This is a genomic window from Pseudomonas sp. UBA6323 (assembly GCF_002439135.1).
Lineage (GTDB): Bacteria > Pseudomonadota > Gammaproteobacteria > Pseudomonadales > Pseudomonadaceae > Aquipseudomonas.
In genome coordinates, this window is record NZ_DJSX01000083.1 from 1 (window position 1) to 26,941 (window position 26,941).

Here is a 26,941-nt window from a genome sequence, read left to right on the forward strand (position 1 = left end):
ACACGGCGCAGAAGATCAGCAGGCTGCCATGGTTCTGGCCGGTGAAGCGATCAACCCCCAGCAACTTAAGGGTGATGCTGGCGATAACCAGCACTGCCAGGTTGGTGGCCAGGAACAACATAATGCGCATCATGTGTGAACGGACTCCTCACGGGGAAAGACTTTTACTAATGCCGGCTTATATAAGGGCGCCCCCCAGGGGCTTTCAACTGGCGACTATTTCAAACTATGTCGCCTGTGCCGGCGGGCTGGGCGCCAAACAATAGACGGGTAAGCCGAGCGGTGCGTTCCCCGTGCTGCTGAGCGAGCGCCTCGCGCAATTGGAAGGCCAGTGTGGCATGCACGCGGCGCACGCTCGCCGGCAGCGCTTCCCCGTCACCGAGGGCGTGAGGAATGGCGCGCGACAGGCGCAGAAAGCCTTTCTCGCTGAGCACCGCCTGATCGAGAGCGTCGTAGGCGATGGTCGATTCGAAGCGCAGATAACCTTCCTCGGCCAGCCACAGCAACGCGCCCAGGCAGGCCTGGTGACGCTTGCTGGGCAGGCCGAATTCATCCGGCTCCTCACGGCCGATCAGGTCTTCCACGTACAGCGCCATCTTGCGCGGGAAGGCCTGATAGAGCATCAGCAGGCCGCTGGCGGCGTCCTTGTAGAAGTCGTCGATCTGCAGGTCCATGATTACAGGGCTCGTGCCAGCAGCGAGGTGGGCAGGCAGGATAACAAACGCCCGATCAACGCCCACGGCCAACCGGGTACGTAGGCGCTGCGGCTGCGTTTCTCGATGTGTCGGGCGATCAATCGGGCGCCTTGCTCGACACCGATCAGGAAGGGGCGCGGTCCCCCATTCTGGTTGATCGGCGTATCGATATAGCCTGGCAGGATGGTGGTGGTGGCGATGGCGCTGCGATACAGCTCCAGTTCCAGCGACTGCATATGGCTGATCAGCCCGGCCTTGCTCGCCGAGTAGCCGGCGGAGGCGGGGAGGCCGCGCTTGCCGGCGACTGAGGCAATGGCCACCAGATGGCCGTGGCCCTGTTGAAGAAACAGGGCGGCGGCAGCATCGAGGCAAGCGATCGCGCCGATCAGGTTGGTTTCCAGGGTTTGCCGGTAGCGTTCGAAATGGCCACTGCCGGCCTTGCCGGCGAGACCTATGCCTGCGTTGGCGATCAGCCCGTCCAGCCCGCCAAGGCCTTCGCGGGCCAGGGCCACGATCTGATGGCAGGCGGCATAGTCGGTGACGTCCAGCGGTAGCACGACGATGGTGCGGCCGTACGCCTGGCGCAGTTCAGCGGCCAGTCGTTGCAGGCTATCTTCCCGACGAGCCGCGAGCGCCAGATCGTAGCCCAGACTCGCGAGCTGGCGAGCCAAGGCCTCGCCGATACCGGAGCTGGCACCGGTAAGCAGGTAGCGTCTACCCTGGGCCATGCTGCAGTCCTTACTGACGGTAGGTCTTGAGGAAATTGCCGATACGGCCGATGGCCTGCTCCAGGTCGTCGACGCGGGGCAGGGTGACCACGCGGAAGTGGTCCGGCCACGGCCAGTTGAAGGCGGTGCCCTGGACGATCAGCAGCTTCTCGGAAAGCAGCAGGTCGAGGACGAACTTCTCGTCGTTATGGATCGGGCAAACCTTCGGGTCGATCTTCGGAAAAGCGTACAGCGCCCCCATGGGTTTCACGCAGCTAACGCCAGGGATGTCGTTGAGCAATTCCCAGGCGCGGTTGCGCTGCTCCAGCAGGCGGCCGTTGGGCAGCACCAGGTCGTTGATGCTCTGGTAGCCGCCGAGCGCGGTCTGGATCGCATGCTGGCTCGGCACGTTGGCGCACAGACGCATGTTGGCGAGGATATCCAGGCCTTCGATGTAGCTCTGCGCCTTGTGTTTGGGCCCGGAAATCGCCACCCAGCCGGAACGAAAGCCGGCCACGCGGTAGCTCTTGGACAGACCGTTGAAGGTCAGGCAGAGCACGTCCGGCGCCAGCGAGGCGGTGCTGATGTGCACGGCTTCGTCGTAGAGGATTTTGTCGTAGATCTCGTCGGAGAAGATCACCAGGTTGTGCTGGCGCGCAAGTTCGACGATATCCTGCAGCACTTCCTTGGAATACACCGCCCCGGTGGGGTTGTTCGGGTTGATCAGCACCAGTGCCTTGGTGTTCGGCGTGATCTTGGCGCGCATGTCGGCGATGTCGGGGAACCAGCCGGCCTGCTCGTCGCACAGGTAGTGCACCGGCTTGCCGCCGGACAGCGCCACGGCGGCAGTCCACAGCGGATAGTCGGGCGCCGGGATGAGCACCTCGTCACCGTTGTTGAGCAGCGCCTGCATGGCCATGACGATCAGTTCGGACACCCCGTTGCCGAGGTAGATGTCCTCGATGGTGACGCCTTCGACCTGCTTCTGCTGGTAGTACTGCATCACCGCCTTGCGCGCGCTGAACAGCCCCTTGGAGTCGCTGTAGCCCTGGGCGGTAGGCAGGTTGCGGATGACGTCCTGGAGAATTTCTTCCGGCGCTTCGAAACCGAACGGTGCCGGGTTGCCGATGTTCAGCTTGAGGATGCGCTGGCCTTCCTCCTCCAGACGCTTGGCGTGCTTGAGCACCGGCCCGCGAATGTCATAGCAGACGTTGGCGAGCTTGTTCGATTTGCTGACCTGCATGTAAGAAATCCCGAGCTAAGGAGAACCCACTGAAGCACGCTGCAAAATTCTCCCGGCGGGGAATCTTGGCAGCCCTTAACGTGGGTGACAGACTGGGGTCGAATCATACGTGGCGACCTGGGCGCGGCAAAGGTGCCGGGCCTGCTTTTTTCTGGCCTGCCACGCTGCGCACATTCGTGTCGCGGCCCGGAAAACTTGCAGTCGCAGTTTGCGGGGCGAGCGCCTGATGTGATGCTGACGTCGTATGCGAAGCCCCGTGTTGCCTATTACCGAGGAGGTATCCGTTCGTGGATAAAGTCGACAAGTCGTTGGACAGCTGGCGTGAGGAACTGACGGACGAGCAGTTCCATGTGTGTCGCCTGGGCGGCACGGAGCGACCGTTCACTGGCGCTTACCATGACGAAAAGACCCCAGGTATATACCACTGCGCCTGCTGCGGCGAAGCCCTGTTCGATTCGGACGCCAAGTACGATTCCGGCAGTGGTTGGCCGAGCTATTTCCAGCCGATCAACGATGAGGTGATCGCCAGCCTCGACGATTACAGCCATGGCATGCACCGCATCGAGGTCAAATGCGCCAAGTGCGATGCTCATCTGGGGCACGTGTTTCCGGATGGCCCGCGCCCGACCGGGCTGCGTTACTGCATCAATTCGCTGTCGCTGAAGTTGCTACCGCGCGATTGAATATGGCATGCCAGGCACCTTGTGTGCCTGGCGCACACCGCTCAACCCTGTAGATGCGAGCCCTGGCGGCTTTCTTCGAGGGCATTGCAGGCTTGCTGAATCATGTCTTCGGTGATTGGCACTTCGCGGCCCTGACCATCGATGATAAAACCGCCCACCAGTTGCTGCCGTTGCTGGGTGGTGGCGGGGTGGTGTTGGGCATTGTTCTGCAAGCTCATGGCCTGTCTCCTCATCAGTAGTGCGCGCCAGTCTAGATCGATCAGATGAAGGCGCGGTGACAACTGCAACGGCGGAACTCCGTCACAAAACATTTGGCGAAAGTCTTAGTGCAGGCTGCGTGCCAGCTTGCCTGAAACGAGGAATACATGGCGCGTTTTCATATTGGTCTGATCATCAACCCCGTGGCCGGGCTGGGCGGCCCGGCCGCCTTCAAGGGCAGCGACGGCATGGCCGAGCAAGCGCTGGCTCTGGGTGTCGAGGCAAAGGCCGCGCAGCGCACGCGTACCGCGCTGGAACAATTGCTACCGCTTGGCGAGCGCGTCGAGTTCGTCAGTTACCCGGGGGCGATGGGTGGCGATCTATTGGCGCAGATGGGCTTCGCGCATCGTCTGCTGGGTGAGTTGGGCGAAGGTGCCACCAGCGCCGAAGATACTCAGTGTGCGGTGCAGCAACTGCAGGACGCCGGCGTGGCCTTGATTCTGTTCGCCGGTGGCGACGGTACCGCGCGTGACGTCTGTGCGGTGGTGAACGCGTCGCAGCCGGTGCTGGGTATTCCGGCCGGGGTAAAGATCCAGTCCGGCGTTTACGCCATCAGCCCACGTGCGGCGGGCGAGTTGACCGCGCGACTGGTCGAAGGTGGCCTGGTGCGCCTGGCCAGCGGTGAAGTGCGCGATATCGACGAGGCCGCGCTGCGCGAAGGGCGTGTCACCGCGCGCTGGTATGGTGAGCTGTGCGTGCCGCAAGAGGGCGGTTATGTGCAAGCGGTCAAGCAAGGTGGGATGGAGTCCGAGGAACTGGTGCTGGCCGATCTGGCCGCCTGGCTGGAGAGCGAGTGGGAGCCTGACGCTCGCTACGTGTTCGGCCCCGGTTCGACCCTGCACGGTCTGGCGCAGAATCTCGGGCTGGAAACTACCCTGCTCGGTGTCGATGTGATCGAGGGCGGCCAGGTGATTGCCCGCGACGTCAACGAAGCCCAACTGTTCGCCTTGGTCGAGGGGCATCCGACTTACCTGCTGGTGACCGCAATCGGCGGTCAGGGGCATATCATCGGCCGCGGCAATCAGCAGATCAGCCCGCGTGTGCTGCGCGCCGTCGGCCTGGAGCGGCTGCGCGTGGTCGCCACCAAGCGCAAGCTGGCAACGCTTAAGGGCCGGCCGCTGCTGGTCGACAGTGGTGACGTGGCGCTGGATGATGCCTTCCCCGATGCCGTGCGGGTCTGGGCGGGTTACAAGGAAGAGTTGCTCTACCCCCTGAGTCGATAGGAGATCGAAATGCGCATGCTGGTTCTACTGCTGGTCTGGTCGCTGGCGCTTGCCGCGCAGGCCATCGAAGCTGACAGGCTGGTGCTGGATGCACGCAAGCAGGTCGGCGTGACTCTGGGTTATGACCCGGCCTACCGACAGTTGAGTTATCCCGGTGGCGACGTACCTATGGCTACCGGCGTATGCACCGACGTGGTGATCCGTGCGCTGCGTCAGCAGGGACTGGATCTGCAGGAGGCGGTGCATCGCGATATGCGTGGCAACTTTGCCGTCTACCCGAAAAACTGGGGGCTGAGCCGGCCGGACAGCAATATCGACCACCGCCGCGTGCCCAATTTGATGACCTGGTTCAAGCGCCAGGGCTGTTCGCTGCCGGTCAGTCAGGACGCTGCGGCTTACCGAGCTGGTGATATTGTCACCTGGGATCTAGGGCGTGGCCTGACTCATATCGGCATCGTCAGTGATCGCCAGGCACCCGGTGCAGCACCGCTGATCCTACACAACATCGGCCGTGGCACGCAGGAAGAAGACATTCTGTTCGCCTACCGCATCACGGGGCACTATCGGCCAGTCGCCCAGCAGGTGAGTGCCGGCCAATGACTGAACGGGCGCCTTGTCTCGCCGCTGGCGAGCGCGTCGTGCTGTTCGACGGCGTGTGCAAACTGTGCAACGGCTGGGCGAAGTTTCTTATCCGCCATGACCGCACCAGGCAGTTTCGCCTGGCCTCCGTGCAGTCCGCCCAGGGGCAGGCGTTGCTGGCCTGGTACGGGCTGCCGACCGATCGTTTCGACACCATGGCCCTGATCGACGAGGCGGGGCTGCATGTGCGCTCCACGGCGCTGCTGCGCATTCTCGCTCGATTGCCTGTGCCCTGGCGTGTGCTGAGGATGCTGCGTCTGGTGCCCAGGCCGCTGCGCGATTGGTGTTATGACCGCATTGCGCTTAATCGCTATCGCCTGTTCGGTCGACATGACGTATGCATGCTGCCCACGGCCGATCATGCCGAGCGTTTTCTGCATGACTGAGCGGCGCCTGGCGCACATCGCCTGGCTTGCACGGCTGGCATTGGCAGCGGTCTTCATCTGGCATGGCCTGGCGCCGAAGATACTCTGGCTGAGCCCCGACGAGGTGGCGATGATCGCTGCCCACGGCCTGCCGGACCATCCTCTGTTCGCGCCGCAGTTGATCGCGGCTGTCGGCGGTGTCGCCGAGATCCTATTGGGCATCCTGCTGCTGATCGTACGTCGGCGGCGCTGGCCTCTGCTGGTTGCCGGCGCAGCATTACTAGTGCTGCTGCTTGATGTGGCGCTGCTCAGCCCCCATCTGTTGATCCAGGCGTTCAATCCGCTTTCTACCAACCTGGCTGCGTTGGCGCTGTGCGCCGTGGCCTGGCTGGCCGAGGCGCCCACGGCTACCGACTTCTGAGGCCCGTATGATCTCGTTGCTGTCTTCTCGTCAGCGCGACGCAATGCGCCTGGCCTGGCGTTTTATCGTGCCTTATCGCGGCCGGGTGCTGGGTGCGCTGCTGGCCTTGCTGTTCACGGCGGCGATCACGCTGTCCATGGGGCAGGGTATCAAGCTGCTGGTGGATCAGGGGCTGGCTACGCAATCGCCGGCTGCGTTGCGTCAGTCGCTGCTGCTGTTCTTCGTGCTGGTGCTGGCACTGGCCTTCGGCACCTACACGCGTTTCTACCTGGTGTCGTGGATCGGCGAGCGGGTGGTGGCCGACATCCGCCGGCGAGTGTTCGATCACCTGATCGAGCTGCATCCCGGCTTCTACGAGCGCAATCGCAGTTCGGAGATCCAGTCGCGACTGACGGCTGATACCACGCTGTTACAGTCGGTGATCGGCTCGTCGCTGTCGATGGCGCTGCGTAACCTGATCATGCTGATTGGCGGCAGCGTGCTGCTGGTGATCACCAATCCGAAACTCAGCGGTATCGTCCTGCTGGCCTTGCCGCTGGTGGTGGCGCCGATCCTGCTGTTCGGCCGCCGCGTGCGCGCGCTGTCGCGGCAGAGTCAGGATCGTGTGGCCGATGTCGGCAGCTATGTCGGCGAGGTGCTGGGGCAGATCAAGACGGTGCAGGCCTACAACCACCAGAACGAGGACAAGCGGCGCTTTGGCGAGTCCGCCGAGGCCGCTTTCGATGTGGCGCGTAAACGCATTGCCCAGCGTTCCTGGTTGATCACGGTGGTCATCGTGCTGGTGCTCGGGGCGGTGGGCGTCATGCTCTGGGTCGGCGGCATGGATGTGATCGCCGGGCGCATTTCCGGCGGTGAGCTGGCGGCTTTCGTGTTCTACAGCCTGATCGTCGGCTCGTCCTTCGGCACCCTGAGCGAGGTGATCGGCGAGCTGCAGCGCGCGGCAGGCGCAGCCGAGCGTATCGGCGAGCTGCTGCGTTCCAGCAACGCCATCGTCGCGCCGCAGCAGCCGCAACATCTGCCGCAGCCGGTACAGGGCCGAATCGAGTTGCAGGGCGTGCGTTTCGCCTATCCGTCGCGTTCGGACAGTTACGCCATCGATGGTATCGACCTGCGGGTGGCGGCCGGGGAAACGCTGGCGCTGGTGGGGCCATCCGGAGCGGGTAAGTCGACGCTGTTCGATCTGCTGTTGCGCTTCTTCGACCCGCAGGCCGGGCGCGTCCTGATCGATGGCGTGCCGATCGACCAACTGCACCCGCGTGAGCTGCGTGCCTGCTTCGCCCTGGTTTCGCAGAACCCGGCGCTGTTCTTCGGCTCGGTCGAGGACAACATTCGCTATGGCCGCCTCGATGCCTGCCAGGCCGAGGTGGAAGCCGCCGCGCGGGCAGCGCACGCACATGAGTTTATCCAGCGTCTGCCGCAGGGCTACCAGACCCACCTGGGTGAAGCAGGTCTGGGACTTTCCGGCGGGCAGCGCCAGCGTCTGGCGATTGCCCGGGCATTGCTCGCCGATGCGCCGATCCTGCTGCTCGACGAGGCCACCAGCGCACTGGATGCAGAGAGTGAACACCTGATCCAGCAGGCGCTGCCATCGCTGATGGCCGGGCGCACCACGCTGGTGATCGCCCATCGCCTGGCCACGGTGAAGCAGGCAGACCGCATCGCCGTGGTCGAACAGGGGNNGCTGCAGTTCAGCAACTAGCTCTTGGGTCTGATAGTGGCGGCCGCTCCGGCCGAGGCGACGATGATGGCGCCCACGGCCAGCCACTGGCCCCAGAGCAGCTTCTCGCCGAGAAAGGCCAGGCCACACATTGCGGCGACTGCCGGTTCCAGGCTCATCAGTACGCTGAAGGTGCGCGCTGGCAGGCGTGTCAGGGCGACCATCTCCAGACTGTAGGGCAGGGCCGACGACAGCACCGCGACGCCAAGGGCGATGGGCAGCAGGTCGAGGCTGAGCAGGTCGCTGCCCGCGTGCCAGACGCCGATGGGCAAGACCAGCAGCGCGGCGACCCAGGTGCCCAGTGCGACGGTGTGGCGACCATGCTGGGCGCCGGCCTTCTGCCCGAAGACGATATACAGCGCCCAGCAGATGCCGGCGCCGAGCGCCAAAGCCGCACCGAGCGGGTCGATGGCGCTTTGCGTGGCGCCTGTCGGCAGCAGCATCCACAGGCCGGCGATGGCCAGAATCACCCAGACGAAATCCAGCAGGCGACGCGAGGAAAACAGCGCCAGGGCCAGCGGACCGGTAAATTCCAGCGCTACGGCGATGCCCAGCGGGATGCTCTGCAACGCCATGTAGAACATCAGGTTCATGCCGCCGAGCGCCAGGCCGTAGGCCAGCAGAGCGTGGCATTTGCGCAGGTCGAGCCGGGCACGCCAGGGCTGCATCACCAGCGACAGAATGATCGCGCCGAGCACCAGGCGCAGGGCTGTGGTGCCCTCGGCGCCGACCAGCGGGAACAGGTTCTTGGCCAGCGAGGCACCGCTCTGGATAGAGACCATGGCCACCACCAGCAAAGCGATGGGGACAAGAAGGGCGGAGCGAGGCATGAAGGTGTCCTGATGAAATCGCAGGGGGCTGTTAGGTGGCCGGGCTATCCGTTTTCCGTGAGGACGGCTTTTTTCCTGCCCTGGCCGCGTTAAGTGCCTGCTAGGGGCAGATACCGGTCAGTAACGGCTTGTGTGGAAGCATGACTGCTGCAAGGGATGCGACGGGTAAAACTTCGTGGACAAGTCCGCTCCCACGAGCAGCGCTTCTGTAGGAGAGGACTTGTCCGCGAAATGGGCAGCTTTCACTACCCTTGGGTCAAGAACAGCCGCAATCGGGCAAAACAGTCGCGGCTTCTTTCCTGATGGCCTGGCATTGGCTGCCAGGGCCGGTGTTTTAACGGGCGCTGGTCCGTCAGCGGTATTCGCACAGGTACGCGGTGTCGACGGCGACCTTGAGCTGGAACTTGCTGTTGGCCTCGACGGTGAACTTGCTGCCGGCTTCGAAGGTGTTCCAGCTGTCGCTGCCTGGCAGCTTGACGGTCAGTGCGCCGGCGACGACATGCATGACTTCCAGCTGGCTGGTGCCGAACTCATATTCACCCGGGGCCATTACACCGATGGTGGCGGGGCCTTCGGCCATGGCGAAGCCGATGGATTTGACGGTGCCGTCGAAGTACTCGTTGACCTTGAACATCTGCGATTCCTTGGAAGGGGTTAGAAAACTGGCTGGGAGCCATCTTTTACGTCGCGTTGCGGCGGCCCGAAGGATGGCCGCCATCGATGGCAGTTCATAAAAGGGCCGCCAGTATGCCCAAGCGCCTTTTCTTCGTCATCAGTCTTTGAGAGGCAGTACCAGTGGCAGCAGGCGCGCGGTATTGCGTGCGTCTTCGAGCGCACGGTGCTGTTGCCCCTGGAACTGCATGCCGGCCAACTGCAAGGCATTGTGCAGGCCGACCGGACGCTGCAGCTGGCGAGCCTTGGCGAATGCCTGCTTCAGATTCAGGTGGGGTACGTCAGCCAGCAGGCTATCGAGCCGATGCTGACGCCATTCCTGCTCCAGCTGGCGGCGATCATAGTCGCCCCAGCTGCTCCAGCCGACCAGGCGCGGCGCATGCTGCGACAGCCAGCGCTCGAACTGGCTCCAGACCTGCGGCATTGATGCGGCGCCGTCGACGTCGGCCTGGGTGATGTGGGTGAGCTCGCGGCAGAAATCGGTCAGGCACGGGCGCCGCTGCGGTTTGACGATGCGCTGGAAGTGATCGCGCTCATGGCCGTCAGCACCAACCAGGCTGGCACCGATCTCGATGATTTCCATTTCTTCCATCGGCCAGCCGCCTTCGTCGGTGGTGGCTTCCAGGTCGATGACCAACCAATGTCCCATTGGTGCTCCTAATCGTTCGCAAGGCCTTGCTCGGGGCCGATTGGCAGGCAGTATGGAAGGCCTTTCCGGCCGGGGCAAACGTCGTGTTAGGCTCTGCGACCTATGTCCGCAGGAGGTTGTTATGGCAAAGGTCGCATTTATCGGCTTGGGCGTTATGGGGTATCCGATGGCCGGGCATCTCGCCCGCAAGGGTCATCAGGTGACGGTCTATAACCGTTCACCGGGTAAGGCCGAGCAGTGGATGGGGGAGTATGCCGGCAGCAGCGCGCCAACCCCGCGCGAGGCGGCGGCGGGCGCCGAATTGGTGATGTGCTGCGTAGGTAACGACGATGACCTGCGCAGCGTGATTCTCGGCGAGCAGGGCGCCTTCGCCGGCATGGCGCCGGGTGCCATCCTGGTCGACCACACCACCGCTTCGGCCGATGTGGCGCGTGAACTGGCTGCCGTCGCGGCCGAGCGTGGCCTTGGTTTTCTCGATGCGCCGGTGTCCGGTGGCCAGGCCGGTGCGGTCAATGGCGTGCTGACCGTGATGGTCGGTGGTGAAGCCGAAGCCTATGCGATCGCCGAGCCGGTAATCCAGTGCTATGCGCGCATGATGCGTCTGATGGGGCCGGCCGGCAGCGGCCAGCTGAGCAAGATGGTCAACCAGATCTGCATCGCCGGCTTGGTGCAGGGGCTGGCCGAGGCGCTGAATTTCGCCCAGTGCGCGGGGCTCGATGGCCATGCGGTCGTCGATGTGATCAGCAAGGGGGCTGCGCAGTCGTGGCAGATGGAGAATCGCTACAAGACCATGCTTGCCGGCGAGTTCGATTTCGGCTTCGCGGTCGACTGGATGCGCAAGGACCTGTCGATCCTGCTCGAGGAATCGCGTCGCAATGGTGCGCAGCTGCCGGTGACGGCGCTGGTCGATCAGTTCTACGCCGATGTTCAGGGTATGGGCGGCGGGCGTTGGGACACCTCCAGCCTCCTGGCGCGTTTGCAGCGTAACCGCTGACCGCGAAAGGCCTCGACGGACGGCGCGCGCCTCATTAGGATCGCCGCCGTTCGTTTGTAGTCGAGGTCGTTTCATGGAGTGTCGTGCCGGTTGCGGTGCCTGCTGCATCGCGCCTTCCATTAGCTCGCCGATTCCAGGCATGCCGAACGGCAAGCCGGCCGGCGTGCGCTGCATTCATCTCACTGCCGAGTTTCTCTGCGCCATTTTTGGTCGCCCGGAACGCCCCGCCGTATGTGGTGGCTTCAAGGCAGACGTGGACCTGTGCGCCGACGATCGCGACAGCGCCATTCGCATGCTGGGCTGGCTGGAGCAGGCGACGGCCTGAGGATCTGAACCGGCTGCGTTCTGCGCCGGTCGAAACGCAAACAGTCCTGACGGGAGTTGCCTGAAGATGATGCGTTTTTCCGTTTTGCTCATGATGCTGACTGTAATCACCGCCCAGGCTGCCGAAAGGCAGTGGCAGCTGGAGCGTGAAGAGGATGGCGTGAGCGTGTATCTGGCCGATGTGCCGGGGTCGAAATACAAGGCCTATCGCGGTGTCGTGACGATCGATGGCGATCTGGCCGCGGTGCAGGCCGCGCAGGAAGATGTCGAGGGCTCCTGCGCCTGGATCTTCAGTTGCCAGCAGCAGCGCTTGCTCGAGACCAGGGGCGATGTCAGCGAGTTGTACGCTCGCTTCGAGACGCCCTGGCCGGTGAAGGCGCGAGATTCGGTGATTCAGGTGACGACGCGAACCGAAGCCGATGGCAGCGTTACCCGTCTGCTCAAGGCGGTGCCAGAGCGCTTGCCGGAGGAGAAGGATTTCGTCCGCGTGCAGCGTGTCGATGGCCAGTGGCACCTGAAGCCGCTGGACGGCGGCAAGGTTGAAGTAACGTACGAGGCGCATACCGAGCCGGGCGGCAGCGTGCCGTCGTGGTTGGCCAACAGTTTCGTCGTCGATGCGCCGTTGCAGACGCTGCAAGGCTTGCGGGCGAAAGTGGAAGGGCGCTGAGACGGCTCGTTCGGCAATAAAAAAGGCTGCCAGATTGGCAGCCTTTTTGGTTTCGCGGCGTTATCAGTCGCGGTCGGCGGGCAGGTCGCGCTGCTCGTAGCCGGTGTACAGCTGGCGCGGACGGCCGATCTTGTACGGGCCGGAGAGCATTTCCTTCCAGTGCGAGATCCAGCCGACGGTACGCGCCAGGGCGAAGATCACGGTGAACATCGAGGTCGGGATGCCGATGGCCTTGAGGATGATGCCCGAGTAGAAATCCACGTTCGGGTAGAGGTTGCGCTCCTTGAAGTAAGGATCGTTGCGCGCGATCTCTTCCAGCTTCATGGCCAGTTCCAGCTGCGGGTCGTTGATGCCCAGTTCGGCCAGTACTTCGTCGCAGGTCTGCTTCATGACCTTGGCGCGCGGGTCGAAGTTCTTGTAGACGCGGTGGCCGAAGCCCATCAGCTTGAACGGATCATCCTTGTCCTTGGCCTTGGCCACGAACTTGTCGATGTTCTCCACGCTGCCGATCTCGTCGAGCATGGTCAGCACCGCTTCGTTGGCGCCGCCGTGTGCCGGGCCCCACAGCGCGGCGATGCCGGCAGCGATACAGGCGAACGGGTTGGCACCCGAAGAGCCTGCCAGGCGTACGGTGGAGGTGGAGGCGTTCTGCTCATGGTCGGCGTGGAGGATGAAGATCTTGTCCATCGCCTTGGCCAGCACCGGGCTGATCGGTTTGATCTCGCACGGGGTGTTGAACATCATGTGCAGGAAGTTTTCCGCGTAATTCAGGTCATTGCGCGGGTACATCATGGGTTGGCCCATGGAGTACTTGTAAGTCATGGCGGCGATGGTCGGCATCTTGGCCACCAGGCGCATGGCCGATACTTCGCGGTGCTGCGGATTCTTGATGTCCAGCGAGTCGTGATAGAAGGCGGAGAGGGCGCCAACCACGCCGCACATGATGGCCATCGGGTGGGCATCGCGGCGGAAACCGTTGAAGAAGGTCTTCAGTTGTTCGTGAACCATGGTGTGGTTCTTGATGGTGCTGACGAACTTGGCCTTCTCTTCCTTGCTCGGCAGTTCGCCGTTAAGCAGCAGGTAGCAGGTTTCCAGGTAGTCGGATTGCTCGGCGAGCTGCTCGATGGGGTAGCCGCGATGCAGCAGAACACCCTTGTCGCCGTCGATGTAGGTGATCTTCGACTCGCAAGAGGCGGTCGACATGAAACCAGGATCAAATGTGAACCGACCCGTGGAGGTCAGGTTCCGCACATCGATTACATCGGGACCAACAGTGCCGGTCAGAACGGGCAGTTCGACGGGGGCATTGCCCTCGATGATCAACTGCGCTTTTTTGTCAGCCATATGTGGCCTCCTAGTTATGCTTGAAATCATCAGACGGCCCCCCACGCAGGGCCCGCACCACTATAGTGGGATAAATCCGAAAGTCAATTTGCGAGAACCCAGGCAGTAGAAGGGTTTGCGCGGGATTATCAACGAAAAAAGGCCGCTATTTACGCCATTTGAATAAAGGCTGCAATGCGCTTTTTGGGGTAGGGCATTGCATTGTCATTAGTCTGCTAACTGTCTATACTCTGCGCCCGACCGCCAGGGGCTTTGCGGCCATATCATGGCGGTCGTCACTCCTTGGGTGATGGGTACCTGACCAGTGCACTTCCCAACAACTTTGCCCTGATAGTTAGGGGCTCTCAGTGTGATAAAAAGCCGTGAATAGCCAACGACCTGTAAACCTAGACCTTAGGACTATCAAGCTCCCAGTCACCGCTTACACCTCCATTCTCCACCGTATCTCCGGTGTCATCCTCTTTGTCGGTATCGCCATCCTGCTGTTCGGCCTCGACAAGTCGCTGACCTCCGAAGAGGGCTTCGCCCAGGTGAAAGAATGCCTGGCCAGTCCGCTGGCCAAGTTCGTGATCTGGGGTCTTCTGTCCGCTCTGCTGTATCACCTGGTGGCCGGCGTGCGCCACTTGATCATGGACATGGGCATCGGCGAGACGCTGGAAGGCGGCAAGCTGGGCTCGAAAATCGTCATCGCCGTTGCGGCGGTCGTGATCGTGCTGCTGGGGGTGTGGATATGGTAACTAATGTCACGAATTTCTCGCGTTCGGGCCTCTATGACTGGATGGCGCAACGCGTTTCTGCGGTCGTTCTCGCGGCTTACACGCTGTTTCTGCTGGGCTATGTGATCTGCAATCCGGGCATGGGCTACACCGAATGGCACGGTCTGTTCTCGCATACCGCAATGCGCATTTTCAGCCTGCTGGCCCTGGTTGCACTGAGCGTGCACGCCTGGGTTGGCATGTGGACCATTTCCACCGACTACCTGACGCCGATGGCGCTGGGCAAGTGGGCGACTGGTGTGCGTTTCCTGTTCCAGGCCGTGTGTGGCATCGCCATGTTCGCGATGTTCGTCTGGGGCGTGCAGATTCTGTGGGGTTTCTGATTCATGGCTAGCATCCGTACTCTTTCCTATGACGCCATCATCGTAGGTGGCGGCGGCGCCGGCATGCGTGCTGCGCTGCAACTGGCTCAGGGTGGTCACAAGACTGCCGTGGTCACCAAGGTGTTCCCGACTCGTTCGCACACCGTTTCCGCTCAGGGTGGCATCACCTGCGCCATCGCCTCGGCCGACCCGAACGATGATTGGCGTTGGCACATGTACGATACCGTCAAGGGTTCCGACTATATCGGTGATCAGGACGCTATCGAGTACATGTGTTCCGTCGGCCCGGAAGCCGTGTTCGAGCTCGAGCACATGGGCCTGCCGTTCTCCCGTACCGAGCAGGGCCGCATCTATCAGCGTCCGTTCGGCGGTCAGTCGAAAGGTCCGGACAATCCGACCCAGGCTGCCCGTACCTGCGCTGCTGCCGACCGTACCGGTCACGCGCTGCTGCACACCCTGTATCAGGCCAACCTGAAGGCCGGCACCTCGTTCCTCAACGAGTGGTACGCCGTTGACCTGGTGAAGAACCAGGACGGCGCCATCGTCGGCATCATCGCCATCTGCATCGAGACCGGCGAAACCGTCTACATCCGCTCCAAGGCCGTGGTTCTGGCCACTGGCGGTGCTGGCCGTATCTACGCCTCCACCACCAACGCCCTGATCAACACCGGCGACGGCGTGGGCATGGCCCTGCGTGCCGGTGTACCGGTGCAGGACATCGAGATGTGGCAGTTCCACCCGACCGGTATTGCCGGCGCCGGTGTACTGGTTACCGAAGGCTGCCGTGGCGAGGGTGGTTACCTGATCAACGCCCATGGCGAGCGCTTCATGGAGCGTTACGCGCCGAACGCCAAAGACCTGGCCGGCCGCGACGTGGTTGCGCGCTCCATGGTCAAGGAAGTCATCGCCGGCAACGGCTGTGGCCCGAACAAGGATCACGTACTGCTGAAGCTCGATCACCTCGGTGAAGAAGTACTGCACAGCCGTCTGCCGGGTATCTGCGAACTGTCGAAGACCTTCGCCCACGTCGACCCTGTGGTCGCGCCGGTTCCGGTCATCCCGACCTGCCACTACATGATGGGCGGCGTTGCCACCAACATTCATGGTCAGGCCATCACCCAGGACGCCAACGGCAACGACACCATCATCGAAGGTCTGTTCGCTGTCGGTGAGGTCGCCTGCGTATCGGTACACGGTGCCAACCGTCTGGGTGGCAACTCGCTGCTCGATCTGGTGGTATTCGGCCGCGCCGCTGGTCTGCACCTGGAAAAAGCGCTGAAAGAAGGCGTGGAAGTCCGTGGTGCCAGCGAAACCGACATCGAGCAGTCGCTGTCGCGTCTGGCTGGCGTCAACGAGCGCAGCACTGGCGAAGACGTGGCTCCGCTGCGTAAAGAGCTGCAACAGTGCATGCAGAACTACTTCGGTGTATTCCGTACCGGCGAATACATGCAGAAGGGCATCCAACAACTGGCCGACCTGCGTGAGCGCATCGCGAAAGTCAAAATCGCGGACAAGAGCCAGGCGTTCAACACTGCGCGTATCGAAGCGCTGGAGCTGCAAAACCTGCTCGAAGTTGCCGAAGCGACCGCTGTGGCTGCCGAGGCTCGTAAAGAGTCCCGTGGTGCGCACGCTCGTGAAGACTTCGAAGAGCGCGACGATCAGAACTGGCTGTGCCACTCCCTGTACTTCCCAGGCGAGAAGCGCGTAGCCAAGCGTGACGTGAACTTCGCGCCGAAGACCGTTCCGGCATTTGAACCCAAGGTTCGGACTTATTAAGGGTGACTGATATGTTGCAAGTCAGTGTTTATCGCTACAACCCGGAGAAGGACGCCGCTCCGTTCATGCAGGACTTCCAGGTCGACACCGGCGGCAAGGACATCATGGTCCTCGACGTGCTGGCGCTGATCAAGGAGCAGGACGAAGGCTTCTCCTACCGTCGCTCCTGCCGTGAAGGCGTATGTGGCTCCGACGGCATGAACATCAACGGCAAGAATGGCCTGGCCTGTATCACGCCGATCTCCGCTGCCGGCCTCAAGGGCGGCAAGCTGGTGATTCGCCCGTTGCCGGGTCTGCCGGTCATTCGTGACCTGGTCGTCGACATGAGCATCTTCTACAAGCAGTACGAGAAGGTGCAGCCGTTCCTGCAGAACGATACGCCGGCTCCGGCCATCGAGCGTCTGCAGTCGCCGGAAGAGCGCGAGAAGCTCGACGGTCTGTACGAGTGCATTCTGTGTGCGTGCTGCTCGACCAGCTGCCCGTCGTTCTGGTGGAATCCGGACAAGTTCCTCGGTCCCGCTGCGCTGCTGCAGGCCTACCGCTTCCTGGCTGACAGCCGCGACACCAAGACCGCCGAACGTCTGGCCTCGCTGGACGATCCGTTCAGCGTGTTCCGCTGCCGCGGCATCATGAACTGCGTGAACGTGTGCCCGAAGGGTCTGAACCCGACCAAGGCCATCGGCCACGTGCGTAACATGCTGCTGCAAAGCGGTACTTGATTCGCAAGTTGCTATACCTGTAACACCTGCGGGTCCGGCTCCGGTCGGCTCGCAGTAAAGCCAGAGCCGCAGCCCACAAAGCCGCGGCTCATACTCGAAAAATATGACGACCAGCAGGGGCATCCGGGCTGGTACCCGGACTATCTGCGGGAACCCAAGTGGCTTCATCCGAGTCGCAGCAACATGACTTTGATTGGAGCCATGCGGTATTCGCGCCGGTGGTGTCCCCTTACCGAGGGTGACCAAGCATGCAAGAAAGCGTGATGCAGCGCATGTGGGACAGTGCCCACCTATCCGGTGGCAACGCTGCCTACGTGGAAGAGCTCTACGAGCTCTACCTGCACGATCCCAACGCTGTGCCAGAAGAGTGGCGCACTTACTTCCAGAAGTTGCCGACCGACGGCAGCGCTGCAACGGACGTATCGCATTCGACCATTCGCGATCATTTCGTCCTGCTCGCCAAGAATTCGCGTCGCGCCCAGCCGGTTTCCGCCGGGGCCGTCAGCAGCGAGCACGAAAAGAAGCAGGTGGAAGTACTGCGCCTGATCCAGGCCTACCGCATGCGTGGCCATCAGGCCGCCCAGCTTGACCCGTTGGGTCTGTGGGTGCGCACTGCGCCGTCTGACCTGTCGATCAATCACTACGGCCTGACCGACGCGGATCTGGACACTACTTTCCGCACCGGCGAGCTGTACATCGGCAAAGAAGAGGCAACGCTACGCGAAATCCGCGATGCGCTGCAGCAGACATATTGTCGCACCATCGGTGCCGAGTTCACCCACATCGTCGATTCCGGTCAGCGCAACTGGTTCGCCCAGCGCCTGGAAAGCGTGCGCGGTCGTCCGCAGTTTTCCGCCGAGGTGCAGGCGCACGTGCTCGAGCGCGTCGTCGCTGCCGAAGGTCTGGAAAAGTACCTAGGCACCAAGTACCCGGGCACCAAACGTTTCGGCCTGGAAGGCGGCGAGAGCCTGATCCCGCTGCTGGACGAAATCATCCAGCGTTCGGGCTCCTACGGCACCAAGGAAATCGTCATCGGCATGGCCCACCGTGGCCGTCTGAACGTCCTGGTCAACACCTTCGGCAAGAACCCGCGCGACCTGTTCGACGAGTTCGAAGGCAAGAAGACCGAAGGTCTGTCCTCCGGTGACGTGAAGTACCACCAGGGCTTCTCCTCCAACGTCATGACTGCCGGCGGCGAAGTGCACCTGGCGCTGGCGTTCAACCCCTCGCACCTGGAAATCGTTTCCCCGGTGGTCGAGGGTTCGGTACGTGCCCGCCAGGACCGTCGTAGCGACGCCAGTGGCGACAAGGTTCTGCCGATCTCCATCCACGGTGACGCGGCGTTCGCCGGTCAGGGCGTGGTCATGGAAACCTTCCAGATGTCGCAGACCCGCGGCTACAAGACTGGCGGCACCATCCACATCGTGATCAACAACCAGGTTGGTTTCACCACCAGCCGTCCGGAAGATGCGCGCTCCACCGAGTACGCCACCGACGTCGCCAAGATGATCCAGGCGCCGATCTTCCACGTGAATGGCGATGATCCGGAAGCCGTGCTGTTCGTTACCCAGCTGGCCGTCGACTACCGCATGCAGTACAAGCGCGACGTGGTCATCGACCTGGTCTGCTACCGCCGTCGCGGCCACAACGAGGCCGACGAGCCGAATGGCACCCAGCCGCTGATGTATCAGCAGATCGCCAAGCAGCGCACCACCCGCGAGCTCTACGCCGACGCCCTGGTTGCATCCGGCGCGCAGAGCAGCGACGACGTGCAGGCCAAGATCGACGACTACCGTACTGCGCTGGACAACGGCCAGCACGTGGTCAAGAGCCTGGTCAAGGAACCGAACAAGGAGCTGTTCGTTGACTGGCGTCCGTACCTGGGCCATGCCTGGACCGCGCGTCACGACACCCGTTTCGACCTGAAGACCCTGCAGGACCTGTCCGCCAAGCTGCTGGAGATCCCCGAGGGTTTCCTGGTTCAGCGTCAGGTCTCGAAGATCCTCGAGGACCGTCAGAAGATGGGCGCGGGCGGTTTGCCGATCAACTGGGGCTTCGCCGAGACCATGGCCTACGCCACGCTGCTGGTCGAAGGTCACCCGATCCGCATGACCGGCCAGGACATCGGCCGCGGCACCTTCTCGCACCGTCACGCGGTGCTGCACAACCAGAAGGACGCCTCGGCCTACGTTCCGCTGAAGAACCTGTACGAAGGTCAGCCGAAGTTCGAGCTGTACGACTCCTACCTCTCCGAGGAAGCGGTGCTGGCATTCGAATATGGCTACGCCACCACCACGCCGAACGCGCTGGTGATCTGGGAAGCCCAGTTCGGCGACTTCGCCAACGGCGCTCAGGTGGTGTTCGACCAGTTCATTTCCAGCGGCGAGACCAAGTGGGGCCGTCTCTGCGGTCTGACCGTTCTGCTGCCGCATGGTTATGAAGGGCAGGGGCCTGAGCACAGCTCGGCGCGTCTGGAGCGTTACCTGCAACTGTGCGCCGAGCACAACATGCAGGTCTGCGTGCCGACCACCCCGGCGCAGGTCTACCACATGCTGCGTCGTCAGGTGATCCGCCCGCTGCGCAAGCCGCTGGTGGTCCTGACGCCGAAATCGCTGCTGCGTCACAAGCTGGCAATCTCGACCTTGGAAGATCTGGCCGAAGGCTCCTTCCAGACCGTGATCGGCGAGATCGACTCGCTGGATCCGGCCAAGGTCGAGCGTATGGTGCTGTGCAGTGGCAAGGTCTACTACGACCTGCTGGAGAAGCGTCGCGCCGAGGGTCGCGAGGACATCGCCATCGTTCGCATCGAGCAGCTCTATCCGTTCCCGGAAGACGATCTGGCCGAGGTACTGGCGCCGTACAAGAACCTCAAGCACATCGTCTGGTGTCAGGAAGAGCCGATGAACCAGGGCGCCTGGTATTGCAGCCAGCACCACATGCGTCGCGTCGCTACTGCGCACAACAAGTCGCTGTTCCTGGAGTATGCCGGTCGTGATGCGTCGGCAGCGCCAGCTTGCGGTTACGCGTCGATGCACGCCGAGCAGCAGGAAAAACTGCTGCAGGACGCCTTTACTGTTTAACGCCTTCATCCGGTAGGTGGCAGGTGCCGCCTACCGGTAAACCGAATTTAAGGAAACGCATACAATGGCTATCGAGATCAAAGCCCCAACCTTCCCGGAATCGGTTGCCGACGGCACCGTGGCCACCTGGCACAAGAAGCCGGGCGAAGCGGTCAAGCGCGATGAGCTGATCGTCGACATCGAAACCGACAAGGTGGTGATCGAAGTCCTGGCCGAGGCCGATGGTGTCCTGGCTGAAATCATCAAGAATGAAGGCGACACCGTCCTTTCCAACGAGCTGCTGGGCAAGTTGACCGAAGGTGGCGCTGGTGCCGCTGCTCCGGCTGCCGCTCCGGCCGCTGCCGCCGCTCCGGCTCAGGCTGCTGCTCCGGCTGCCGCTGCTGGCGACGACTCCATCCTCTCGCCGGCCGCGCGCAAGCTGGCTGAAGAGAACGGCATCGACCCGAACAGCATCGCCGGCACCGGTAAAGGTGGTCGCGTGACCAAGGAAGACGTGATCGCTGCTGTCGAAGCCAAGAAGAACGCTCCGGCCGCCGCTGCCAAGCCGGCCGCCGCTTCGGCCGCTGCCGCTCCGGTCGTTGCCGCTGGCGATCGCACCGAGAAGCGTGTACCGATGACCCGCCTGCGCGCCAAGATCGCCGAGCGTCTGGTTGAAGCCCAGTCCTCCATGGCCATGCTGACCACCTTCAACGAAGTGGACATGACCGAAGTCATGGCGCTGCGTTCGAAGTACAAGGATCTGTTCGAGAAGTCCCACAACGGCGTGCGCCTGGGCTTCATGTCGTTCTTCGTCAAGGCCGCTACCGAGGCGCTGAAGCGTTTCCCGGCAGTCAACGCTTCGATCGACGGCAACGACATCGTTTACCACGGCTATGCCGACATCGGCGTTGCCGTGTCCAGCGACCGCGGCCTGGTGGTTCCGGTACTGCGTAACGCCGAGCAGATGAGCCTGGCTGAAATCGAAAGCGGCATCGCCACCTTCGGCAAGAAAGCCAAAGACGGCAAGCTGTCCATCGAAGAAATGACCGGCGGCACCTTCACCATCACCAACGGTGGTACCTTCGGTTCGATGATGTCGACGCCGATCGTCAACCCGCCGCAAGCCGCCATCCTGGGTATGCACAACATCATCCAGCGTCCGATGGCGATCAACGGTCAGGTGGTGATCCGTCCGATGATGTACCTGGCGCTGTCTTACGACCACCGCCTGATCGATGGTAAGGAAGCCGTGACCTTCCTGGTGACCATCAAGAACTTGCTTGAAGACCCGGCTCGTCTGCTGCTGGAAATCTAAAAGCCAGTCTCCTCCACGACGGCCCTGTTCTCAGGGCCGTCCGGTTTATTCGAGAAGGAATACGTTATGACCCAGAAATTCGACGTGGTAGTCATCGGTGCCGGCCCTGGTGGCTACGTAGCCGCCATCAAAGCAGCTCAACTCGGTCTGAAGACCGCCTGCATCGAGAAATACCAGGGCAGCGACGGCAAGATCGCCCTCGGCGGCACCTGCCTGAACGTCGGTTGCATTCCCTCCAAGGCGCTGCTGGACAGCTCCTGGAAGTACCATGAAGCGAAAGAAGGCTTCGCCGTACACGGTATCCAGGCCAAGGACGTGACCATCGATGTACCGGCGATGGTGGCGCGCAAGAACACCATCATCAAGAACCTCACCGGCGGTGTTGCCGGCCTGTTCAAGGCCAATGGTGTGACCCTGCTGGAAGGCCACGGCAAGCTGCTGGCTGGCAAGCAGGTCGAAGTCTCCGGCACTGACGGCAATACTCAGGTGGTCGAAGCTGCTCACGTAATCATCGCCTCGGGCTCCAAGCCGGTCGAGATTCCGCCGGCCCCGGTTGATCAGGACGTGATCGTCGACTCCACTGGCGCTCTGGAATTCCAGGCTGCACCGAAAACCCTCGGCGTCATCGGCGCAGGCGTGATCGGTCTGGAGCTGGGCTCGGTCTGGGCTCGCCTGGGCTCGCAGGTGACCGTGCTGGAAGCCATGGACAAGTTCCTTGCCGCTGCCGACGAGCAGATCGCCAAGGAAGCCCAGAAGACCCTGACCAAGCAGGGCCTGGACATCCGCCTGGGCGCTCGCGTGACCGGTTCGGAAGTCAAGGACAAGCAGGTCGTTGTCAGCTTCACCGACGCCAATGGCGAGCAGAAGATGACCTTCGACAAGCTGATCGTGGCCGTAGGCCGTCGCCCGGTGACCACCGATCTGCTGGCTGCCGACAGCGGTGTGGATCTGGACGAGCGTGGCTACATCTTCGTCAACGACCAGTGCGAAACCAGCGTTCCGGGCGTTTACGCCATCGGTGACGTCGTGCGTGGTGCCATGCTCGCGCACAAGGCCTCGGAAGAGGGCGTGATGGTTGCCGAGCGCATCGCCGGCCACAAGGCGCAGATGAACTACGATCTGATCCCGTCGGTGATCTACACCCACCCGGAAATCGCATGGGTCGGCAAGACCGAGCAGCAGCTGAAGGCTGAAGGCGTTGCCGTCAACGTCGGCACCTTCCCCTTCGCAGCCAGCGGCCGCGCCATGGCTGCCAACGATACCGGTGGTCTGGTCAAGGTCATCGCTGATGCCAAAACCGACCGCGTACTGGGCGTTCACGTGATCGGCCCAAGCGCTGCCGAGCTGGTACAGCAAGGCGCGATCGGCATGGAATTCGGTACCAGTGCCGAAGACCTGGGCATGATGGTCTTCTCCCACCCGACGCTGTCCGAGGCGCTGCACGAAGCGGCTCTGGCGGTCAACGGTGGTGCGATCCATATCGCCAACCGCAAAAAGCGCTAAGCGTCACAGGTGGCCGCCGCGTGCGGCCACTCAAGTTGTTGTAAGCCGCCGTGGTAGGCGGGGCGTCACGTAATCGCCTCATCGCTGCGGTGGTGTTTGCAAGCAGAACCACGTCGGGTGGCCCGCGTCGAGTTCGACTCGCGGCGGAAGGCCCGGCGGACTGCTTCGGCAGTCACAGGTGGCGCGGTATCACAAGTACAGCGCCGAATGCGCAATACCTAAACGAAGACGGTAGACAAGCATGAATCTTCACGAGTATCAGGGTAAGCAGCTGTTCGCTGAATACGGCCTGCCCGTATCCAAGGGCTTCGCGGTAGACACCCCGGAAGAAGCCGCAGAAGCCTGCGAAAAAATCGGCGGCAGCGAGTGGGTCGTCAAGGCTCAGGTCCACGCTGGTGGCCGCGGCAAAGCCGGTGGCGTAAAGCTGGTCAAGAGCAAAGAAGACGCCAAGGCCTTCGCCGCCAACTGGCTGGGCAAGCGTCTGGTGACTTACCAGACTGACGCCAATGGTCAGCCGGTCAGCAAAATCCTGGTCGAATCCTGCACCGACATCGCCAAGGAGCTGTACCTGGGCGCTGTAGTGGACCGCTCCAGCCGTCGCATCGTGTTCATGGCTTCCACCGAAGGTGGCGTGGACATCGAGAAAGTGGCCCACGAAACCCCTGAGAAGATCCTCAAGGCCACCGTCGATCCGCTGGTCGGCGCTCAGCCGTACCAGGGTCGCGAGCTGGCTTTCCAACTGGGTCTGGAAGGCAAGCAGGTCGCTCAGTTCGCCAAGATCTTCGTAGGTCTGGCCAAGCTGTTCAAAGATCACGATCTGGCCCTGCTGGAAGTCAACCCGCTGGTCATCAAGGCCGACGGCGACCTGCACTGCCTGGACGCGAAGATCAATATCGACGCTAACGCCATGTACCGTCAGCCGAAGCTGAAGACCTTCCACGACCCGTCGCAGGACGATCCTCGTGAAGCCCACGCTGCCAGCTTCGAGCTGAACTACGTGGCCCTGGAAGGCAACATCGGCTGCATGGTCAACGGTGCCGGCCTGGCCATGGGTACCATGGACATCGTCAACCTGCACGGCGGCAAGCCAGCCAACTTCCTCGACGTAGGTGGCGGCGCAACCAAAGAGCGCGTGACCGAAGCCTTCAAGATCATCCTGTCCGACAGCAACGTCGCTGCCGTTCTGGTGAACATCTTCGGCGGTATCGTTCGTTGCGACATGATTGCCGAAGGCATCATCGGCGCCGTTAAAGAAGTCGGCGTGAAGGTCCCAGTGGTCGTCCGCCTGGAAGGTAACAACGCTGAGCTGGGCGCCAAGGTCCTGGCTGAAAGCGGCCTGAACATCATCGCGGCAACCAGCCTGACCGACGCTGCTCAGCAAGTCGTCAAAGCTGCGGAGGGCAAGTAATGAGCGTCCTGATCAATAAAGACACCAAAGTCATCTGCCAGGGCTTCACCGGCTCGCAGGGTACCTTCCACAGCGAACAAGCCATCGCCTACGGCACCCAGATGGTCGGCGGCGTGACTCCGGGCAAGGGTGGCACCACCCACCTGGGCCTGCCGGTGTTCAACACCGTCAAGGAAGCCGTGGAAGCCACCGGCGCTGATGCTTCGGTCATCTACGTACCGGCTCCGTTCTGCAAAGACTCGATCCTGGAAGCTGCTTTCGGCGGAATCAAACTGATCGTCTGCATCACTGAAGGCATTCCTACCCTGGACATGCTGGATGCCAAGGTCATCTGCGACGAGCTGGGCGTACGCCTGATCGGCCCGAACTGCCCGGGCGTGATCACTCCCGGCGAGTGCAAGATCGGCATCATGCCGGGTCACATCCACCTGCCAGGCAAAGTCGGTATCGTGTCCCGTTCGGGCACCCTGACCTATGAAGCCGTGAAGCAGACCACCGACGCCGGCTTCGGCCAGTCCACCTGCGTGGGCATCGGCGGTGACCCCATCCCGGGCTCCAACTTCATCGATATCCTGAAGCTGTTCCAGGAAGATCCGAAGACCGAAGCGATCGTCATGATCGGTGAGATCGGCGGTTCGGCTGAAGAAGAAGCGGCTGCCTATATCAAGGCCAACGTCACCAAGCCTGTAGTTTCCTACATCGCTGGTGTGACCGCTCCTCCCGGCAAGCGTATGGGCCACGCTGGCGCCATCATCTCCGGCGGCAAGGGCACTGCAGACGAGAAATTCGCTGCGCTGCAGGACGCTGGTGTGAAAACCGTGCGTTCCCTGGCTGACATCGGCAAGGCCCTGGCCGAGCTGACCGGTTGGGAAGTCAAGAACGCCTAAGCGTTGCTGACTCTCGCAGAAAGGCCACCTTCGGGTGGCCTTTTTGTTTGGTGCCTGTTGAAGGCTCGGGGTAGACACGAATTTCCGCGAAGCTCGCAGCGAAATCATGAATAAAGCACTGCGACGCCCATGCGCTCCCGGTGGGAAGAGGGAGGGCAGGTCAGTTGCTGTCGTCGTCGCGCTATTGTCGAGCATGCGACAGTCAGTTATGCCAGTTCGACAGCTCGCCCGGCAACTGTGCTGATGCAGGACGCTTTTCGTTAATATTCGCGGCTTACCGTGTCCGTGGCGCCACAAGCGCCTGGCGATGCATGCAGTGGTTCGAGCCAAACGCTCGGGCGACGTTTCCTGAATCCCTCAAGGAAACCCCCGCAACTCTTCGATTTCCTGCCTGTGGTATTTCTTCTTATGACTCGTTTGAAAGGCCCGGACCTGTTGGCCCTCGGCTTCATGACTTTTGCCCTGTTTCTGGGCGCCGGCAATATCATCTTCCCGCCCAGCGCCGGTCTGGCCGCTGGCGAGAACCTACTTCCCGCGGCAATCGGCTTTCTGTTGACCGGCGTCGGTCTGCCGCTGCTGACCGTCGTTGCACTGGCACGTGTTGGCGGGGGGATGGATCTGCTCACTGCGCCTTTGGGCAAGATCGCCGGCGCCATCCTCGCGGTAGCGGTGTACCTGGCCATCGGTCCATTGTTCGCTACGCCGCGTACCGCCGTGGTGTCGTTCGAGATGGGCATCGCGCCATTCACCGGTAACGAAGGCGCGCCGCTGCTGATCTACACCCTGGTGTATTTCGCTGCCGTGTTGTTTCTTTCCCTCAATCCAGGGCAACTGGTCGATCGCATCGGCAAGTTCATCACGCCGGTACTGCTGGCTGCGCTGCTGGTACTTGGTGGCGCTGCCTTGTTCGCTCCGGCCGGCGAGATCGGCGTGGTTGCCGAGAGCTATCGCGAGGCGCCGCTGGTACAGGGCTTCTTGCAGGGCTACCTGACCATGGACACTCTGGGTGCGCTGGTCTTCGGTATCGTCATCGCCAGCGCCATCCGTGATCGCGGCATCAGCGATGCAGGGCTGGTGACCCGTTACTCGGTCATCGCCGGTATCATCGCCGCCACCGGCCTGTCGCTGGTTTATCTGGCGCTGTTCTACCTTGGGGCTACCAGCCAGGGCATCGCCGGCGATGCGCAAAATGGCGTGCAGGTACTGACCACTTATGTTCAGCACACCTTCGGCACCACAGGCAGCCTGCTGCTGGCCGTGGTCATCACCCTGGCGTGCCTGACCACCGCGGTGGGCCTGCTGACTGCCTGTGGCGAGTTCTTCAGCAAGCTGCTGCCGGTGTCTTACCGCAGCGTGGTGATCGTATTCGGGCTGTTCAGCCTCGGTGTGGCCAATCAGGGCCTGACGCAGTTGATCAGCTTCTCCATTCCCGTGCTGGTCGGCCTGTATCCGCTGGCGATCGTCCTGGTCGCCCTGAGCCTGGCCAATCGCCTATGGCGTTCCGAATCGCTGGTGTTCATGCCGGTAATGGCCGTTACGCTGGTTTTCGGCATTGCCGATGGCGTGGCCGCGACCCCGTGGGCCGACAAGGTTCCAGCCTGGTTCGGGCAACTGCCGCTGGCCGGGCAGAGCCTGGGCTGGTTGCTGCCGGTGGCGATAACCCTGGCATTGGTGGTGGTACTCGATCGCCTCCGCGGAGTGCGCCAGAGCGCTACCGCCTGACGCAGGCTCGAAACAAACAAGG

General features: G+C 62.3%; 26 protein-coding genes and 2 pseudogenes. 19 read left to right on the forward strand and 9 right to left on the reverse strand.

Annotated elements, in window-relative coordinates; translation table 11 throughout:
* The 4 genes and pseudogenes from B3P22_RS19865 to B3P22_RS19880 all read right to left on the reverse strand — a co-directional run.
* Nucleotides 1-133 (reverse strand): annotated as a pseudogene (locus tag B3P22_RS19865) (protease HtpX); the annotation flags it as partial.
* An 88-nt stretch (nt 134-221) separates the two neighbouring features.
* The gene (locus B3P22_RS19870) at nt 222-674 is read right to left on the reverse strand and encodes a hypothetical protein (protein ID WP_197856409.1); all 453 of its coding nucleotides are present in this window, start codon (nt 672-674) and stop codon (nt 222-224) included.
* A gap of 2 nt (nt 675-676) precedes the next feature.
* Nucleotides 677-1,423 carry an SDR family NAD(P)-dependent oxidoreductase gene (locus B3P22_RS19875; protein WP_296272277.1) on the reverse strand — a complete coding sequence of 249 codons (747 nt, stop codon included), beginning with the start codon at nt 1,421-1,423 and terminating at the stop codon, nt 677-679.
* Between the two features lie 10 nt (nt 1,424-1,433).
* Nucleotides 1,434-2,645 carry a pyridoxal phosphate-dependent aminotransferase gene (locus B3P22_RS19880; RefSeq protein ID WP_197856411.1) on the reverse strand — a complete coding sequence of 404 codons (1,212 nt, stop codon included), beginning with the start codon at nt 2,643-2,645 and terminating at the stop codon, nt 1,434-1,436.
* A 287-nt stretch (nt 2,646-2,932) separates the two neighbouring features.
* Here B3P22_RS19880 and msrB point away from each other — a divergent pair, with 287 nt between their 5' ends.
* Nucleotides 2,933-3,328, forward strand: a complete 396-nt coding sequence (msrB, locus tag B3P22_RS19885; RefSeq protein WP_275544911.1) for a peptide-methionine (R)-S-oxide reductase MsrB — start codon at nt 2,933-2,935, stop codon at nt 3,326-3,328.
* A 41-nt stretch (nt 3,329-3,369) separates the two neighbouring features.
* Here the strand turns inward: msrB and B3P22_RS19890 are convergent, their stop codons facing one another.
* A complete protein-coding gene (locus B3P22_RS19890) occupies nt 3,370-3,546 on the reverse strand; it encodes a PA1571 family protein (protein WP_296272278.1) in 177 nt (58 codons plus the stop codon).
* A gap of 147 nt (nt 3,547-3,693) precedes the next feature.
* Between B3P22_RS19890 and B3P22_RS19895 the strand changes: the two genes are divergently transcribed.
* The 5 genes and pseudogenes from B3P22_RS19895 to B3P22_RS19915 all read left to right on the forward strand — a co-directional run.
* On the forward strand, nt 3,694-4,809 hold the full coding sequence (locus B3P22_RS19895; protein WP_296272279.1) for an ATP-NAD kinase family protein: 1,116 nt from the start codon (nt 3,694-3,696) through the stop codon (nt 4,807-4,809).
* 9 nt (nt 4,810-4,818) lie between these two features.
* Nucleotides 4,819-5,409, forward strand: a complete 591-nt coding sequence (locus tag B3P22_RS19900; RefSeq protein ID WP_296272280.1) for a DUF1287 domain-containing protein — start codon at nt 4,819-4,821, stop codon at nt 5,407-5,409.
* The gene (locus B3P22_RS19905) at nt 5,406-5,834 is read left to right on the forward strand and encodes a thiol-disulfide oxidoreductase DCC family protein (protein ID WP_296272281.1); all 429 of its coding nucleotides are present in this window, start codon (nt 5,406-5,408) and stop codon (nt 5,832-5,834) included. Before B3P22_RS19900 ends, B3P22_RS19905 begins: the two co-directional genes overlap by 4 nt.
* The gene (locus B3P22_RS19910) at nt 5,827-6,234 is read left to right on the forward strand and encodes a DoxX-like family protein (RefSeq protein ID WP_296272282.1); all 408 of its coding nucleotides are present in this window, start codon (nt 5,827-5,829) and stop codon (nt 6,232-6,234) included. The genes B3P22_RS19905 and B3P22_RS19910 overlap by 8 nt, the downstream gene beginning before the upstream one ends.
* A gap of 7 nt (nt 6,235-6,241) precedes the next feature.
* Nucleotides 6,242-7,918, forward strand: a pseudogene (locus B3P22_RS19915) (ABC transporter transmembrane domain-containing protein); the annotation flags it as partial.
* An 11-nt stretch (nt 7,919-7,929) separates the two neighbouring features.
* On the opposite strand, the gene rhtA reads toward B3P22_RS19915, so the two are convergent.
* The 3 genes from rhtA to B3P22_RS19930 form a co-directional block, all read right to left on the reverse strand.
* Nucleotides 7,930-8,781: a threonine/homoserine exporter RhtA gene (gene rhtA, locus B3P22_RS19920; protein ID WP_197856417.1), complete on the reverse strand. Its 852-nt coding sequence runs from the start codon at nt 8,779-8,781 to the stop codon at nt 7,930-7,932.
* Between the two features lie 352 nt (nt 8,782-9,133).
* Entirely contained in the window at nt 9,134-9,415 is a 282-nt protein-coding gene (locus B3P22_RS19925) for a pyrimidine/purine nucleoside phosphorylase (protein ID WP_197856418.1), read from the reverse strand.
* A gap of 138 nt (nt 9,416-9,553) precedes the next feature.
* Nucleotides 9,554-10,102, reverse strand: a complete 549-nt coding sequence (locus tag B3P22_RS19930) for an exonuclease domain-containing protein (RefSeq protein WP_296272283.1) — start codon at nt 10,100-10,102, stop codon at nt 9,554-9,556.
* A 121-nt stretch (nt 10,103-10,223) separates the two neighbouring features.
* Between B3P22_RS19930 and B3P22_RS19935 the strand changes: the two genes are divergently transcribed.
* From B3P22_RS19935 to B3P22_RS19945, 3 genes are all read left to right on the forward strand, one after another.
* Complete coding sequence (locus tag B3P22_RS19935) at nt 10,224-11,096, forward strand: NAD(P)-dependent oxidoreductase (RefSeq protein ID WP_296272284.1); 873 nt, start codon at nt 10,224-10,226, stop codon at nt 11,094-11,096.
* Nucleotides 11,097-11,169: 73 nt separating this feature from the next.
* Complete coding sequence (locus B3P22_RS19940; protein WP_197856421.1) at nt 11,170-11,421, forward strand: YkgJ family cysteine cluster protein; 252 nt, start codon at nt 11,170-11,172, stop codon at nt 11,419-11,421.
* Between the two features lie 66 nt (nt 11,422-11,487).
* The gene (locus tag B3P22_RS19945) at nt 11,488-12,087 is read left to right on the forward strand and encodes an START domain-containing protein (RefSeq protein ID WP_296272285.1); all 600 of its coding nucleotides are present in this window, start codon (nt 11,488-11,490) and stop codon (nt 12,085-12,087) included.
* A 63-nt stretch (nt 12,088-12,150) separates the two neighbouring features.
* Here the strand turns inward: B3P22_RS19945 and gltA are convergent, their stop codons facing one another.
* On the reverse strand, nt 12,151-13,431 hold the full coding sequence (gene gltA / locus B3P22_RS19950) for a citrate synthase (RefSeq protein WP_275544921.1): 1,281 nt from the start codon (nt 13,429-13,431) through the stop codon (nt 12,151-12,153).
* Between the two features lie 362 nt (nt 13,432-13,793).
* On the opposite strand from gltA, the gene sdhC reads away from it, so the two are divergent.
* From sdhC to brnQ, 10 genes are all read left to right on the forward strand, one after another.
* On the forward strand, nt 13,794-14,168 hold the full coding sequence (sdhC, locus tag B3P22_RS19955) for a succinate dehydrogenase, cytochrome b556 subunit (RefSeq protein WP_161865465.1): 375 nt from the start codon (nt 13,794-13,796) through the stop codon (nt 14,166-14,168).
* A complete protein-coding gene (gene sdhD / locus B3P22_RS19960) occupies nt 14,162-14,530 on the forward strand; it encodes a succinate dehydrogenase, hydrophobic membrane anchor protein (protein ID WP_296272286.1) in 369 nt (122 codons plus the stop codon). The genes sdhC and sdhD overlap by 7 nt, the downstream gene beginning before the upstream one ends.
* A gap of 3 nt (nt 14,531-14,533) precedes the next feature.
* Nucleotides 14,534-16,306, forward strand: coding sequence for a succinate dehydrogenase flavoprotein subunit (sdhA, locus tag B3P22_RS19965; RefSeq protein ID WP_197856424.1), 1,773 nt, complete (start codon nt 14,534-14,536; stop codon nt 16,304-16,306).
* Nucleotides 16,307-16,317: 11 nt separating this feature from the next.
* Entirely contained in the window at nt 16,318-17,025 is a 708-nt protein-coding gene (locus B3P22_RS19970; protein ID WP_013715382.1) for a succinate dehydrogenase iron-sulfur subunit, read from the forward strand.
* Nucleotides 17,026-17,273: 248 nt separating this feature from the next.
* A complete protein-coding gene (locus B3P22_RS19975; protein ID WP_197856425.1) occupies nt 17,274-20,105 on the forward strand; it encodes a 2-oxoglutarate dehydrogenase E1 component in 2,832 nt (943 codons plus the stop codon).
* Between the two features lie 64 nt (nt 20,106-20,169).
* Nucleotides 20,170-21,399 (forward strand): 2-oxoglutarate dehydrogenase complex dihydrolipoyllysine-residue succinyltransferase, encoded by a 1,230-nt coding sequence (gene odhB / locus B3P22_RS19980; protein WP_296272287.1) that lies wholly within the window; start codon nt 20,170-20,172, stop codon nt 21,397-21,399.
* Between the two features lie 66 nt (nt 21,400-21,465).
* Complete coding sequence (gene lpdA, locus B3P22_RS19985; RefSeq protein WP_296272288.1) at nt 21,466-22,902, forward strand: dihydrolipoyl dehydrogenase; 1,437 nt, start codon at nt 21,466-21,468, stop codon at nt 22,900-22,902.
* Between the two features lie 241 nt (nt 22,903-23,143).
* Nucleotides 23,144-24,310: an ADP-forming succinate--CoA ligase subunit beta gene (gene sucC, locus B3P22_RS19990; RefSeq protein WP_197856428.1), complete on the forward strand. Its 1,167-nt coding sequence runs from the start codon at nt 23,144-23,146 to the stop codon at nt 24,308-24,310.
* Nucleotides 24,310-25,197, forward strand: a complete 888-nt coding sequence (gene sucD / locus B3P22_RS19995) for a succinate--CoA ligase subunit alpha (RefSeq protein ID WP_275544925.1) — start codon at nt 24,310-24,312, stop codon at nt 25,195-25,197. Before sucC ends, sucD begins: the two co-directional genes overlap by 1 nt.
* 408 nt (nt 25,198-25,605) lie before the next feature.
* Entirely contained in the window at nt 25,606-26,919 is a 1,314-nt protein-coding gene (gene brnQ, locus B3P22_RS20000) for a branched-chain amino acid transport system II carrier protein (protein WP_296272289.1), read from the forward strand.
* Nucleotides 26,920-26,941 lie beyond the last annotated feature (22 nt).

Bases quoted from the DNA above. Each gene is read 5' to 3' on its own strand.
- B3P22_RS19870 (WP_197856409.1), bottom strand. From the start codon at position 674: ATGGACCTGCAGATCGACGACTTCTACAAGGACGCCGCCAGCGGCCTG.
- B3P22_RS19875 (WP_296272277.1), bottom strand. From the start codon at position 1,423: ATGGCCCAGGGTAGACGCTACCTGCTTACCGGTGCCAGCTCCGGTATC.
- B3P22_RS19880 (WP_197856411.1), bottom strand. From the start codon at position 2,645: ATGCAGGTCAGCAAATCGAACAAGCTCGCCAACGTCTGCTATGACATT.
- B3P22_RS19890 (WP_296272278.1), bottom strand. From the start codon at position 3,546: ATGAGCTTGCAGAACAATGCCCAACACCACCCCGCCACCACCCAGCAA.
- B3P22_RS19895 (WP_296272279.1), top strand. From the start codon at position 3,694: ATGGCGCGTTTTCATATTGGTCTGATCATCAACCCCGTGGCCGGGCTG.
- B3P22_RS19900 (WP_296272280.1), top strand. From the start codon at position 4,819: ATGCGCATGCTGGTTCTACTGCTGGTCTGGTCGCTGGCGCTTGCCGCG.
- B3P22_RS19905 (WP_296272281.1), top strand. From the start codon at position 5,406: ATGACTGAACGGGCGCCTTGTCTCGCCGCTGGCGAGCGCGTCGTGCTG.
- B3P22_RS19910 (WP_296272282.1), top strand. From the start codon at position 5,827: ATGACTGAGCGGCGCCTGGCGCACATCGCCTGGCTTGCACGGCTGGCA.
- rhtA (WP_197856417.1), bottom strand. From the start codon at position 8,781: ATGCCTCGCTCCGCCCTTCTTGTCCCCATCGCTTTGCTGGTGGTGGCC.
- B3P22_RS19925 (WP_197856418.1), bottom strand. From the start codon at position 9,415: ATGTTCAAGGTCAACGAGTACTTCGACGGCACCGTCAAATCCATCGGC.
- B3P22_RS19930 (WP_296272283.1), bottom strand. From the start codon at position 10,102: ATGGGACATTGGTTGGTCATCGACCTGGAAGCCACCACCGACGAAGGC.
- B3P22_RS19935 (WP_296272284.1), top strand. From the start codon at position 10,224: ATGGCAAAGGTCGCATTTATCGGCTTGGGCGTTATGGGGTATCCGATG.
- B3P22_RS19940 (WP_197856421.1), top strand. From the start codon at position 11,170: ATGGAGTGTCGTGCCGGTTGCGGTGCCTGCTGCATCGCGCCTTCCATT.
- B3P22_RS19945 (WP_296272285.1), top strand. From the start codon at position 11,488: ATGATGCGTTTTTCCGTTTTGCTCATGATGCTGACTGTAATCACCGCC.
- gltA (WP_275544921.1), bottom strand. From the start codon at position 13,431: ATGGCTGACAAAAAAGCGCAGTTGATCATCGAGGGCAATGCCCCCGTC.
- sdhD (WP_296272286.1), top strand. From the start codon at position 14,162: ATGGTAACTAATGTCACGAATTTCTCGCGTTCGGGCCTCTATGACTGG.
- sdhA (WP_197856424.1), top strand. From the start codon at position 14,534: ATGGCTAGCATCCGTACTCTTTCCTATGACGCCATCATCGTAGGTGGC.
- B3P22_RS19970 (WP_013715382.1), top strand. From the start codon at position 16,318: ATGTTGCAAGTCAGTGTTTATCGCTACAACCCGGAGAAGGACGCCGCT.
- B3P22_RS19975 (WP_197856425.1), top strand. From the start codon at position 17,274: ATGCAAGAAAGCGTGATGCAGCGCATGTGGGACAGTGCCCACCTATCC.
- odhB (WP_296272287.1), top strand. From the start codon at position 20,170: ATGGCTATCGAGATCAAAGCCCCAACCTTCCCGGAATCGGTTGCCGAC.
- lpdA (WP_296272288.1), top strand. From the start codon at position 21,466: ATGACCCAGAAATTCGACGTGGTAGTCATCGGTGCCGGCCCTGGTGGC.
- sucC (WP_197856428.1), top strand. From the start codon at position 23,144: ATGAATCTTCACGAGTATCAGGGTAAGCAGCTGTTCGCTGAATACGGC.
- sucD (WP_275544925.1), top strand. From the start codon at position 24,310: ATGAGCGTCCTGATCAATAAAGACACCAAAGTCATCTGCCAGGGCTTC.
- brnQ (WP_296272289.1), top strand. From the start codon at position 25,606: ATGACTCGTTTGAAAGGCCCGGACCTGTTGGCCCTCGGCTTCATGACT.